A 12,552-nucleotide genomic window follows, 5' to 3' on the forward strand; every position below is an offset into this window, starting at 1 on the left:
TAGAGTGGAGGGGGATGGACCCCATCTCCCCCTCATTGCTTCTATAGGGTTTCCCTCTCGGCATTAGTGCTCAAGGTGTTCCTTGCGGCGATAATTCCCGACCTACTTGATGAACACCAAGCCGTCTCGCCAACGGGGACCTACTTGATATACGCCGAGCGGCTCCCCAATGCCCTTGTACTTGATGAACCAATCGTGGTCTCCCCACCACGCCCTACTTAAGCCTCAGGTATCTCCGTCCGGCAGGATAGAGGATGAAGGTAGCCCCACCTCCCAGGCCACCAAGTGTCCGACATTAAGTAGCGCCACCGGGAGGGAAGAGGGGAGCGTCGCGCTCATCCCCCTTACCCCAGGCCAGATACTCCAGGTCCTCCCTCAAGTCCTCCTATCAGTGACCCAATCCAATCGGGTCCACCTCAAGCCCCCCTCACCGGAAGAGGCTCAAAGACGCTTGCGCCGTCCAGCCAAGCCGAAAGCCTCCCTCCCCGCTCGCCGGGCTGCCTCCCAGCGCCCACCCTCAACGGCAGACCTGAAGCCTACGAAAGGAATTGCCCCCATGCCTACGCCTACGACCTTCCTAGACTCCCCCCTCCTCACGCCAGAGCGCATTGCCGCCGACCCCGAGGCTGCCTTCGCGGTCCGCCCCTCATGGGTGCGTGGCCTGGTGCTGGTCCACCCGGATGCCGACCCAGAGCGGCCCTCCGAGGCCACACCGCAGGGCGTATCCCCCGCCGCCGTGGTGTCCCTGGGCGAAAGCCACCTGGCCCACAAGACGTACTCCCTCACCGGCCTGGCCCTCCTGTTTGAACTGAGCCGGCTCCCTGGGGTCTCCGTGGTGACCAACAGCGACGGCAAGGGCCGCCACTATGAGCGCGTCACCATCGCGGACGCCGCCGAGGACCTGACCAGCGTCAACCGCCTCCTCATCGGGGCCACCACGTATGACCAGGCCAAGGTGGTAGGCATCAAGTCGGACATGCGGCCTGAGAACCTCAGGGCCACGCCCGCGAGGAAGCTAGGGAAGGACGCCAGGGCGGTGCTCCTGGGCCACGCGGAGCGCATCGTGAGGGCCTGGGAGGCGAAGGGGACGATGCCCCATCTTCTCACTGCCGATGGCTACCTGGCCAACCTGGAGCGGCTCCTGGCGCTGACGGACCTGGAGGCCAGCGGCCTTGATCCCCTTGCTGCCCTGCCCGTGGTCTCGGAGGAGGCATGAACATGGCCGACCAAACGACTGACGGTCTCTCCTCTGCCCAGACCCCCGAGGCCGAGGCCGCCCGCATAAAGCGAGCCTTCGAGCGGGCCGATACCAGACTAGCGATCATGCAGAGGGCGGACACCCTGGGCCAGATCGACCAGGCCATAAGGCAGCGCCGGCAGCTCTCCAACCCGAACGACCCGACCAGCGACCAATCCTTCAACGACCGCGCCGAGTTGTCCCAGATGGAAGGCCAGGACGGGGCGGGCGTGCTGGAGCGTACTGCGCGGGCTGCCTCACTGGGTGCCGCCAAGGCCGCCATGGAGACGAAGGACTTCCTGGTGGGCGAGCCTGCCGAGGACCAAAAGTCCGGCCTCCGCAAGAGCTTCGAGGCCCAGGACCGGGCGCTTGGCGACATCAGCGCCGGCTACTCCCTCACTTCCGGGGTCTCCCAGATGGTCACGGGGCTCATCGGCGCGGGCAAGCTCATGGCTCCGCTCAAGGCCGGGGAGTGGTTCGCGGCTGGCGGCAAGCTCGCCCGGACGGGCTACGAGACGGCCAAGGGTGCTGCGGCGGGTGCCGTGGTGCTCGACCCCCACGAGGAGCGCCTGAGCAACCTCATCGAAGAGTTCCCCGACCTCCAGAACCCCGTGACGGAATACCTGGCGGCCAAGCCTGGGGACACCGCCGCCGAGGGCCGCTTCAAGAACGCCCTGGAGAGCATCGGCGCGGACCTCCTCCTGGTCGGCGCGGTGAAGGCCTTCAAGTTCCTCAAGGCCGGCAAGAACGCCGAGGCCGCCAAGGAGATCACCGCCCTGGAGAAAGCCCAGGCGGCCAACAAGGAAGCATTCAGCCTGCATGAAGCCCCCTCCGTGGGCGGCGAGGTGCGGGCTCCCGAGAAGGTGGCGGTGCCAAATGCAAGGCCCCAAATCGAACCCAGGACGAGCACCGTGGAAACGCCTCAGGAGGCCCCGCCAGCGAGCGCCGTGCAGGAAGCGGCGGATCGTGCCGGGAACCCCGTGAAGCCCACAGGCGAGTCTGCCAGCGCCCACGGCGGCGACACTTTGACGGCACCCGGCCCGAAGCCGTTCGACGTGACCATCGATGCCGTGGGCTCGATCCTGAAGGGCACCGCCGACGAGTTGGACGCCATTAAGCAGTACGGAAGCCGCCAGGCCGCCGCCGAAGCTGGGGCCGCCCTGTCCCGTGGCACTCGCCTCCCATGGCAGAAACTCACCGGCCCGGAGGAGGTGCGAGTCTTCCTCGACAACGCCGCCGCCTCGCTCAAGGCCCAAATGGACGCGGCCAAGGGCGGAGCCATCCTTACCGACCAGGCCCTCCGCGACAAGGTGGGCTCCATGGCCGACTTCTTCGGGGAGCACCCGGACCTGTTCATGGGGCAATTGGCGGAGGCTGGCCAAAACGCCTCCCAGATGGTTGCCCGCATGGAGGCCGGGTACCTCACCGCCAACGCCATGACCCAGGACGCATTCACCACCGCCACCAAGATCAGGAACGGCATCCTGGACGACTGGGGCGGGGACGCGGTGCGAGCCCAGGAGACCCTCCGGACCCAGATCAAGACGGCCATGAACCTCCTGGCCGCCGCCAAGGCAATCTCTTCGAACAGTGGCCGCGCCCTCCGCCGCATGCGAGGCAGCTTCCAGCTAACACCGGAAGACCTTGCGCGGGTGGACAAGCTCGACGCGCGGCAACTGGCGGACCTCCTCCACACCACTAAGGGAGACCCCAAGCTCCTGGCCCAGGCGGTCAATCCGTCGTTCCTCCGCCGCGCCACCGACGAGGCCACCTTCCTCCTCCAGAACAACCTCCTGTGGAACTACCCGACCCACGTTTGGAATATGGCTGGTAGCGCCCTGATGGTGGTCGGGAGGCCGACTGAGAAGTACCTGGGGTCTCTCGCCATCGGCGAGCAGGCCGGCAGCATCCTCCGCAGGCAGGCCCTTAAGGAATACGCCGCCACGGTTAGCGCACTGGGCGACGGATGGACGGCTCTGGTAGAGACCTTCAAACGCGGGGACTCGATCCTGGCCCCGCACAATACCGAGTACCACGGCAACGGCGGCATCACCCTGCCTCCCCTCGCCTGGAAGCCAGTCCGCTCCATCACCGACCTAGCGGAGAATGCCTTCATGGCGGCCAACTATCGGACGCTCATCGGGCTACCCACGCGGTCCCTGGGGGCGGTCGATGAGTTCTTCAAGACGCTCCGCTACCGGGCGGTGGTGCAGGCCGAAGCAGCGGTGGAGGCGGAATCCAGGGGCCTTACCGGGGCCGACCTCAAGGCCTTCGTGGAGGGCCGTCTGGCCGACGCCATAGACCCGAGCACCGGGCAGGCGCGGAACGCCAGGGCACTGCGCGAAGCCCAGGTAACGACCTTCCAGCAAGACCTCATAGAGGGCAGCGTGGGAGCCACCGTCCAGATGGTCCGCTCGCGCCATCCCATCCTTGGCCTGGTCCTGCCGTTCGTGAAGACTCCCATCAACGCACTTCGCTACGGATGGAAGCTGACGCCAGGTCTCAACCTTGTGCAGCAGGAGTTCCGGGACGCGCTCCGGGGTCTCAACGGGCAGGAGGCACAGGCCCAGGCGGTAGGCCAGATGGCGCTTGGCAGCATGTTCATGGGACTCGCCGCAACGCTCACCATCAACGGCAAGATCACCGGGGCTGGGCCATCGGACCTGGAGGCGCGGAAGCACCTGGAGTCCACCGGATGGAAACCCCTGTCGTTCGTGCTGGAGGATGCCCAGGGCAACAAGCGGTTTGTGCCGATGGGCCGCCTCGACCAGGTGGGAATGGCGTTCTCCATGGCGGCGACCTTGACGGAGGCCCTCCGGTTCGACCAGGACGGCATGGCGTCAAGCGAGCATGGGACCGGCATCCAGGCCCTGGGCGTTGCGCTCGCCAAGAACTTCTCAGACCGGACATTCCTGGCCAACATCAACCAGGCGCTCCAGGCCCTCACCAGTCCTGAGAGGCGGGCCGGGGGCGTCCTGGCAGATACGGCGGGCAACCTCATCCCCGCCTCCGGCCTGCTTAAGGCGGGCAACCCAGACCCCTACCTGAGGGATGCCCAAGGGTTCATAGACCGGATGCTGAAGACGATGCCAGGATACTCCTCGACCCTGGCCCCCGTGCGGGATGTCTTTGGCGACCCCGTGGCGAGGCAGATGGGTCTAACCACTAGCAGCGAGGCCGACGCGGTGGAGGCGGAGCACAGTCGCATCATCCTGGAGACTGGGAAGAGCATCGGTAAGCCGAGCTTCGAACTTGAAGGGGTGGACCTCCGCGACATCACCTTGACCAAGGGGAAGTATGCAGGGCGCAACGCCTATGACGTGCTCCAGGAGCTATCCGGCCACATCCCCGGCCAGCCCAGCCTCAAGACGACCCTGGCGAAAATCATCAAGTCGCGGGCCTACCAGGACCTGGTGGACGGAGACCCTGAGATACCGGGGACACGCATCCGGGCACTCAGCCTCACCACCGACCGCTACCGCAAGGCTGCCAAGATGGTGTTCCTCCAGGAGCACCCCGAGTTGCATTCCCTCATTGGGGCGCGGCAGCGCGAGGTTCGCGGGGCGGTACTCAAGAAGCAGGCCCAGCGCGGGCAGTCGGGAGCGGCGGCATCGGCCATCCTTCAGGCGATGAGTCCCTAAGGTGGGGCGAGAGATCAGGACGCCGAGAGACTGGCTCCTGGGCGGGAGGGGGAGTAGGCACTTCCTCCCGCCACACCGGACCCAGCATTTTAGACTTGGAATTTCCTGATTACGTTTATCACCAGGTCTTCGATCACGGACACAGCTTTGCTCCGCGCCACCTCGACGCCGGAAGGATGCGCTGCGGTGTTTCGTACCCCTAGAGCTTCATCAAGAATCTTCCGCACGTCATTCGAAATGATGTTGGCCGCCCTGCAAAGCTCGATGAACTTGACCTCCTTGAGGTCTGAAAACTCATCTTTCGTGTTTATCTTCTTGGTCCGTTTGTCGGGGTTCGCAGCGAGCGCGGCATTGAACTCGTCCAGCCGGTGAGCCAGCACGTAGTCGAAAAGGTGGTCCAGGGCCAGTATCCAAGACATCACGACAGCGGCCCGGTTCGCGTTAGCCTCGAAGCAATCAATAGCCTCTGCGAGGAACTTCTTTTTGGGGCCGTCCGGGAAGGCGGCCTCCAACGAGCGCAACTCCGCACTGGTCTGGACAACCACGCGCCGCGAGCCCAGGCGGGCCGATAGGGTCTCGCTAAGCTTGCGATGCAGCCGGTATCCCCCGGATGGCGCTTTCACATATTTTGCGCCTCGACCCCTGGTGCCCTCCGAAAGGTAGGCGGCTGTTCTGCCGGGGACCCTGAGGTCACAGACTGCGAAACACTCGTTGATCGCCTTTGCGCTCGCCGCCGTGTCGCCCTGTTCGACAGTCAAGAAGTAGAGGAAATAGGAGACTAGCTCGGAGTCCGTGAGGCTCGCGCGATCCTCAATGGCTTCGTAGAACCTGAGAGCTGGAGCAATCACGGATTTACGCCTGGGCCGGCTTATTCATGCCGCCGTGATCGATATGGTTTGTGCCCCGTATCGTCAGGTCAACATCCTCGCTGCCGGTGAATTCAATAAACCCCTTGTTGCGCCTCGCATCGATGAAGGCCTGCGGGAACGCGACGGGCAGCTTGATCCCAGCATCTCGGTAGCAGGTGAATACCTGGTCAAACGTTGCGGGCTTTCGACCCTTGCTCTCCAGAAATTTCACAAAGGCGACAATGTTGTTGTAGTGATTTGTCATAGCATAAGGCGCGATGAATTCCTTGATGCCCCTTGTGTCGAGATCATCCACCAACTTAGGCCTATAGCTCCTCAGACCCGGCGTGGATTCCTTCGCGACCTTATTGTTTGTTACGCGCTTTGGCCGAGGCTTGCGCCCTCCACTAGAAACCGGCGGGGGCGTCTCTTGGTCTCCAGCCTGCGTTTGGTTGTCGGGTCTGTCCTTCGAGACCATATTGGGCTGAAGATTGTCTCGAAAGTCCTCATAGACCTTCCATACGAAGTCTTCTGACCCTTCCGCCTCAATTGTTCCTTGTGCAATGTCGATGTGCAATTTCGCATTTGACATGTGATATTCCTCCAAGCTCCTGCGACTACTATCCCCGTCATCCGATTCGATGCAACTACCGCAACCGCACAAAGGTTCGATCACGCGAGCGGCCGGTCGCCTGACTGAAGACGGTCGGGATTAAGGGAAGAATGGCGGCCTTGGAGCAGGCCAGCCACCAGTCTCCATCTGACTGGCGAGGTCGCGCTGGCGGGAGAACCTTCTCACTGTTGCGGCAGCCACAAATTGGACAGCAAGAGCTAGGCGGGCAACCCTTAGGCGGGTCAGCCCGGCAGGCGCATACCGGCTCTTCACGTATGGTGGTAGCTGCCGAATAATCTCCGCCACTTTGATGTCTTCGCGGTGCGGTGCTTCGGCCGATAGGCGGTCAGCCAGTCCCGGGACGTCGTGGCCTTTGGGGCCTTTGAATTCATTGGGGTCAGCACCGTTGAAGACAAGGGCCGCCTTCAGCGACAGCTCAGCAACCATGCAGATTGGCTGAAGCAACGAGTCAACGCCGAACGCGGCCGGCAATGCATTGGCAGCGTCACTCAGATTGGACCCGGCCATCCGCCAAAGTGTCTGAGCCTGAGGCTCGCGATCCCTCACGTCATCGACCCCATAGGCGAAGTCGAAAAGGTCCGCGAAGGCGAAGTACGACTCCGCTGCAATAGCACGATCCTCCCGGCACCAGTGCCACCAATCCTCCGGGCTGTCGAAGGCCAGCGGCCCCGCAATGTCGAGCGGCCCATTGTGACTACCAAAGACAACTGGCAGCACCATCTTGCGGACGCGATCCATCGAGACAGCAAGGCCGATGCCCATACCCGGCCAACTGTCCTGGGCTTCTGGAAGCATTGCCCTATAGGCGTCGGTGATTTTCTTGACCTCGGGATTTGCCCCAACCCCAATTCTAAAGCCTGGGCCGAGTAGCTCAACTGCGGCGCGGAAGGGCCGTTGATGCATGTGCACACCATCCTTGGCGAATTTTGCATCAAGCCTGCGCAAGTCTTCCACAGTCCAAGACATTACTATCTCGCCAATAAGTTACCCGCCTCAACTCGCGGGCGAAGTCATGGGCCTATAGCTTCGCCTTATCCCAACACCCGGCGAGAGCGGGAAGCCGACCCAGCGGCAGCATCAATGGCCATCCCAATACGAAGAACGCGTCACCCGTGGGCTAACCGAGATGGGCTGCATTGCGCCGAAATAGTAGGGCTGACCGCAAGGTGCACAGTGATACTTATCCTGCGCAGATGCGGTTCTCCCCAGGAACTGGAGCAACGAGCGCCTCCGTTGTTCGAAGCATGTGGGGCACAGTCTGTGTTGGGGCTCACCGTTCGCAGCTTCGGGCCTCAACTCATAAGCAAACGTACCAGCGCCGAAATCCTGCAACTGGTATCTGCTTGCGGTCGCCGCCCACTCATCAACCGCTGCCGCCTTCCGCTTAAGCTCCGCATTGTCCTGGAGCACCTCAAACAACTGTGTTTGGGCCGCCATCGCAGAAGACTGAGCGCTAAGGATAAGCTCCTGCATCTCTATCACTTTGTCCCGCACTTGCGAGATGTCGTTTATCTCTTTGACGGTCTTTCCGATGTCGATAGCCGTTTTGAGATTCGTAACAAGGGCAGTCACCAAGCTCAGATCAACCATAGCAAACCCCGCTGATGCAAAGCTGTGAGACTCTAGCGATTCTGCCTGGCTGTCAAAGCAGCCGCTCACGGGCCGGGGCTGGCTTGCCGGATCACCTCAAGGGGTGCCTCACGCGAGCCCTCCAATTTACGTGGCAGCGGGCGGGCTTCCCCCCGGTGGGGGTCTGGAGATTTCGGCACCGGGCAGAGCGACTCGTGGGCTAGTGCCCGAAGGGGCGGCGGCCTGGGCACGTGGCGTTCAGTCAGCCTCCCGCCTGCTTTTCGCTTCTCCCCGCGATGCAACCGACTTGCTTATCTCAGCTACCATGCCCGCCGCGATGCCGATGAGACAGTACAACGCCCCACGGTCGATGGCCTGTCCTGGGGTTTTTCCTGCGAAGTAGCGGGGAGCCAAGTCTGGGTCGATATTATAGGCAACCACCACCTGAAGGCCACCCAGGATCACCAGTAGCCACGCAATGACCAGCGCCGACTTTGTGAAGAACATAAACCCCTCCATCTCAATGTCCCTATCCCGAGTAGTTACTTTGAGCCGACGATAACCGCAACTGGCCTGAGGCCATCGCCATTAGGGTATACCCTTTGCGAACCGCCTCCAGACTGGTGTCATAAATACCTCTTGACTACCCAAAGCGAACCGCTACTAATGAGACCATGTAAATCGAACCGAGGGCCACGCAAGGCCCGAGGACCATTCCTGAGAAAGGGTCTCTCTCAATGTTTGTTCGTGCCTACCTCCGCGCCTCCACCAAGGAGCAAGACGCCAGCCGCGCCAAGGCGGACCTCAAGGCCTTCGCCAAGGAGCGCGGCCTCAAGATCGCCGCCACCTACCTGGAGAACGAGAGCGGTGCCTCCCTGGCCCGCCCCGAACTGTTCCGCCTCCTTGCCGATTGCGAGCCTGGGGACGTTCTCCTCATCGAACAGGTGGACCGCCTAAGCCGCCTCAATGCTGCCGACTGGGAGCGGCTCAAGGATGAGATCAGGCAGCGCCTGGTAAAGGTGGTGGCCCTCGACCTCCCCACCTCCTGGAGCATGGCCTCAAGCGGAACCGACGAGTTCACCGCCCGGATGCAGGAGGCCATCAACGGGATGATGCTGGACATGATCGCCGCGATTGCCCGCAAGGATTATGACGACCGGAGACGGCGGCAGGCCCAGGGCATCCAGAAGGCAAAGCAGGAGGGGCGCTATAGGGGGCGGCCTGAGGATCAGGAGCGCAACGCGGCCATCGCGAAGATGCTCAAGGCAGGCCAGTCCTGGAGTAGCATTGTGGCGGCCACCGGGGCCTCCAGGAGCACCTTGGCGAGGCTCGCAAAGAGGGCTTAGGGGCGGGCCGCCCGCAACAGGGCAAGACCATGTGGGTGCGATAGTCCGCTCTCTCAGACGCGCTGGTGGCGAATTAGCCAGGACATTGCCCCGGGGTTCTACCACTTCACGCGAGGCATTCCCGCGTTCTATCCTCGACGTTACCCACGGGTCGCCTCCCGAGATTGTCCTTGCGAGTTCCTCTTGCGAGGGTCTTCAATGGATTCTCCAAGAATCGGCCATCCAGCTTCTCCTTGGGCGATTGTGGGCCAGCCCCAATAGCGTGGGTCTGGCAATGCATTTCACGCCTTAACCCGTCCCCTTTCTAGGAATGCCTCAAAGCGGCGCTATCCGCGATGCCTTGAGAACAGGGACTTCAAAAAGGCTTCCAACAAGGGAGAGCCTCCTTTCTGTCCCCTCAGTTGAGGACTGTTTGCAATTTAGGGATCGCCACCGATTCGTTCAAGTAACCGCGCCAGGGCCAGTTACGACGCATCTGACAAGTACCGGCGAAGCGCTTCTGAGGGTGCCCGCTACTCGTTGGCTTTCGGCTGCCTAGTCAGGTGGTAGAGGACCAACAAACCTGTGCCGAGCATGGCAATGGCGGGGACACACGCCACGATGAAAACGATATGGTCCCAATACTGGCCCGCGACCTGGAATAGGCCAGCATTCGAAAGATATGACTGCATCTTCAGGATTCCGAGCCAGGCTCCTGCAATGCCCAGCCCAACCCCTATGCCTGGCATGAAGGCATACAAGCCCAACACGGCGGCAGTCCTGAATCGCACCGGAAGGATGAAACTCAGCGCCAACTGTCCAAGGACGAGAACCCAGAGGGTGCATAAGATCGTGATCTGAAGAGCGGACATCCCGGCTAATCCCCCTAACCGCCGTCGCAGCTTGCCTCTGTTGAGACCCCAAGATCAAGCCAGGGACCTTGCCCCTACTCGGCCCAGTGCGCCGGCAGTGTCGTCTTCGCGGGGCCTCCAGGGGCACACTGGCGAGGCTGGCGGAAGGGGCAACCTGGCCACGCCCAAATGGGCCGCTCCGTTTTGTGCGACTCTGAGGCGCTTTGCCACGCGCTACGGGACGACACACCGGGGGCCGAACTCAGCGGGCCAAATCCGGCATAGCGAGACCTCCCCAGTCCACCTATCCCGCATCAGGTACTTATCGCCCAAGGGCCAAAGCTCCGTACGAAAGGTCACCGCGAGGATCACGGAGGCGACCACGATGGCTCCCGGCAGTAGTAGCTTTTCCATTTCCCTTGCCCCTCAGTTGGCCGCCGGCAACAACGGCTCAATCTTCCCCAGTTCGACCGCAAGCCCGGGCAGCATGACATCCGAGGAGCCATACTTGGCGTGGACCGCCTGGGTGGAATGCCCCGCGAGATACTCCGCCGCGCTCCCATCAAGCCCATAGCGGCGACACAGGCCGATGAAGAGGTGGCGAAGCCCGTGGTTGGGTGACAGCCCAGGGCGCACCAGCCCCACCTCCTTGCTCCGCACCCAGCGCCCCAGGAGCGACGTTGCGCCGTCCCTGAAGAGTTGGCCTTGGGGAGCCGCCTCCACCCACCGCATGAAGCCCTCCGCCACCAGGGCAGGGTGAACCGGGATGCGCCTCTCGCTGTTTGCCGTCTTGAGGGAGCGCTTGCCGGCGCTGGTGACCTTGAAGAACCAGGTGCCCTCCGCCTGGAAGAAGTCGGCCCTCCGCAGGGTGTTCGCCTCGCTGATCCTGAGGCCGGCATAGAGGCACAGCCAGGGCAGCCACCGCTTGCTTGCATCGTCCTCCTGCCTCGCAGCCAGGAGCACCTTGCGGGCCTCCGCCAGGGTATAGGAGGTCTCGTCTGCCGGCTTCTCCATATAGCTGGGCAACTCCACCCGCCCGGAGACGGTCTCCGCCTGGGCCATGGCGTCCCGATGGTCCCGTTGCCTTTTGCCCCAGTTGATGACGGTCCCGATGGCCACCAGCCTGTCCGCAATGGTCCGGTTTGAGACCCCAGCCTCCTCCTGCATGGCATCCAGCCAGGCCTCTGCCTCCCGAGCCGTCACAGTGGTGGCATCTGTCGAGCCGCGATGAGCGGCGAAAGCCTCCGCTATCCGCCGATACTTCTTGACGGACTTATCGGGCATCGGCTTCGACCCCTGCCCCGCCTTCTTCTTGGCGACCTGGGCCTCAATGATCGCCTCGAAGGTGACTCCCTTGGTGGGGACCGCCTGGTCCGGATTCGACGGCGTGGGGATGAAGGGCGGAGCCTCATCCAACTCGGGGACCGGCCCGTAGCGACCCGCGCGGCGCTCATCGAGTGCGAGGCTCACCGCAGCCATCTTGTGCGCCATCTGGAGGTTCAAGAGGCTGCGCGTCTCGGGATCGACATGGAGCCCTCGCGCGGTGAGCGCCTCATCCGTGTCCCCGCCGTGCATGGCCTCAAGCGCGGCCACAAAGTCCGGAGCGAGCGCCTTGCGCAGCGCGGGGTGGGCATCAAGCAGGGTGAGTGCCAGGGTGCGCCGCTCCGCCTCCCCCGCCGCGAGGTATTGCCTGAGGTCCGCCACCAGCGCCGCCCGCTCGCCGACCGGCAATGCGGCCACGCTTCGAGCAAGCCTCCCCCCATCATCCGCAAGGGGCGGTACCTGGCCCGATACCGGGGGCGCGTCGAATGGGTCGGCCTCATGCATCGCGAGGAATGCCCGCGCCCGCTCCGCCGCGAGGGCCACAAGTTGCTGATGGTTGAGCCGCTGGGGGCCGGTATCCAGGAGCGCTTGCCAGGCCTCCAGGAGCCGCTCCCAGGTGTCCAGCCGCTTGCGGTAGACGTGGGCCGCTTGGCCCCTATCCCGCTCCCCGAGGGTCTTGGTGAACTCCTGGCTTTTCCCGAGGTCCGAGACCCCAAGGCGCACCAAATCTTCGCGGCGATCCCATAGACGTTGGGGGATTCGGAACTTGCCCTGCCAAACCTCAGAGCCCTTGCGTTTGGACAGACCCCGCATTCTCCACCGATTTCCAGCCATGCCAGAGCACAATCCCATAACAGTCCGCGTTGACGGAAGCCACGGAAAACGCTATGTTTTTGATGCTGCTTCGGAAAAGACTGGTGCTGCGAGAGAGGATTGAACTCTATGATACGTTAACAAATTCAATAAGTTACGTGGTGTTTTGTAACGTTGTGACGGTCATCGAAATGACCTCGAGCGCTTCACATCTATACAAGCTGACACTAAGTTTCGCGCCAGCAGGGACCCGAAGCAGACACTCAATTGGGTGGGCGAGCATCATTCCCTCTGCCCCACAAGCAGCCCTT

Annotated in this window: 10 protein-coding genes; 3 read left to right on the top strand and 7 right to left on the bottom strand. The window is 62.8% G+C overall.

Annotated features, from left to right (window positions below; genetic code table 11):
* Window positions 1-556: 556 nt before the first annotated feature.
* Both CK221_RS01775 and CK221_RS01780 read left to right on the top strand, forming a co-directional pair.
* Window positions 557-1,216, top strand: a complete 660-nt coding sequence (locus tag CK221_RS01775; RefSeq protein WP_095776435.1) for a hypothetical protein — start codon at window positions 557-559, stop codon at window positions 1,214-1,216.
* Window positions 1,213-4,878 carry a hypothetical protein gene (locus CK221_RS01780; protein ID WP_245430558.1) on the top strand — a complete coding sequence of 1,222 codons (3,666 nt, stop codon included), beginning with the start codon at window positions 1,213-1,215 and terminating at the stop codon, window positions 4,876-4,878. The genes CK221_RS01775 and CK221_RS01780 overlap by 4 nt, the downstream gene beginning before the upstream one ends.
* A gap of 89 nt (window positions 4,879-4,967) precedes the next feature.
* Here CK221_RS01780 and CK221_RS01785 read toward each other — a convergent pair whose 3' ends face one another.
* The 5 genes from CK221_RS01785 to CK221_RS01805 form a co-directional block, all read right to left on the bottom strand.
* Window positions 4,968-5,726: a hypothetical protein gene (locus CK221_RS01785; RefSeq protein ID WP_095776436.1), complete on the bottom strand. Its 759-nt coding sequence runs from the start codon at window positions 5,724-5,726 to the stop codon at window positions 4,968-4,970.
* Window positions 5,727-5,730: 4 nt separating this feature from the next.
* Entirely contained in the window at window positions 5,731-6,318 is a 588-nt protein-coding gene (locus CK221_RS01790) for a hypothetical protein (RefSeq protein WP_127847317.1), read from the bottom strand.
* A 120-nt stretch (window positions 6,319-6,438) separates the two neighbouring features.
* On the bottom strand, window positions 6,439-7,326 hold the full coding sequence (locus tag CK221_RS01795) for a HEPN domain-containing protein (RefSeq protein ID WP_095776438.1): 888 nt from the start codon (window positions 7,324-7,326) through the stop codon (window positions 6,439-6,441).
* A gap of 111 nt (window positions 7,327-7,437) precedes the next feature.
* Window positions 7,438-7,950, bottom strand: coding sequence for a hypothetical protein (locus tag CK221_RS01800; protein ID WP_095776439.1), 513 nt, complete (start codon window positions 7,948-7,950; stop codon window positions 7,438-7,440).
* Window positions 7,951-8,187: 237 nt separating this feature from the next.
* Entirely contained in the window at window positions 8,188-8,436 is a 249-nt protein-coding gene (locus CK221_RS01805) for a hypothetical protein (protein WP_127847316.1), read from the bottom strand.
* Window positions 8,437-8,666: 230 nt separating this feature from the next.
* Here CK221_RS01805 and CK221_RS01810 point away from each other — a divergent pair, with 230 nt between their 5' ends.
* Window positions 8,667-9,275, top strand: coding sequence for a recombinase family protein (locus CK221_RS01810; protein ID WP_095776441.1), 609 nt, complete (start codon window positions 8,667-8,669; stop codon window positions 9,273-9,275).
* Window positions 9,276-9,787: 512 nt separating this feature from the next.
* On the opposite strand, the gene CK221_RS01815 is transcribed toward CK221_RS01810, so the two are convergent.
* Both CK221_RS01815 and CK221_RS01825 read right to left on the bottom strand, forming a co-directional pair.
* The gene (locus tag CK221_RS01815; RefSeq protein ID WP_095776442.1) at window positions 9,788-10,126 is read right to left on the bottom strand and encodes a hypothetical protein; all 339 of its coding nucleotides are present in this window, start codon (window positions 10,124-10,126) and stop codon (window positions 9,788-9,790) included.
* A 405-nt stretch (window positions 10,127-10,531) separates the two neighbouring features.
* A complete protein-coding gene (locus CK221_RS01825; protein ID WP_095776444.1) occupies window positions 10,532-12,241 on the bottom strand; it encodes a hypothetical protein in 1,710 nt (569 codons plus the stop codon).
* Window positions 12,242-12,552: the final 311 nt, after the last annotated feature.

Origin of the sequence: Mesorhizobium sp. WSM3868 (genome assembly GCF_002294785.1) — a bacterium.
Classification (GTDB): domain Bacteria; phylum Pseudomonadota; class Alphaproteobacteria; order Rhizobiales; family Rhizobiaceae; genus Mesorhizobium.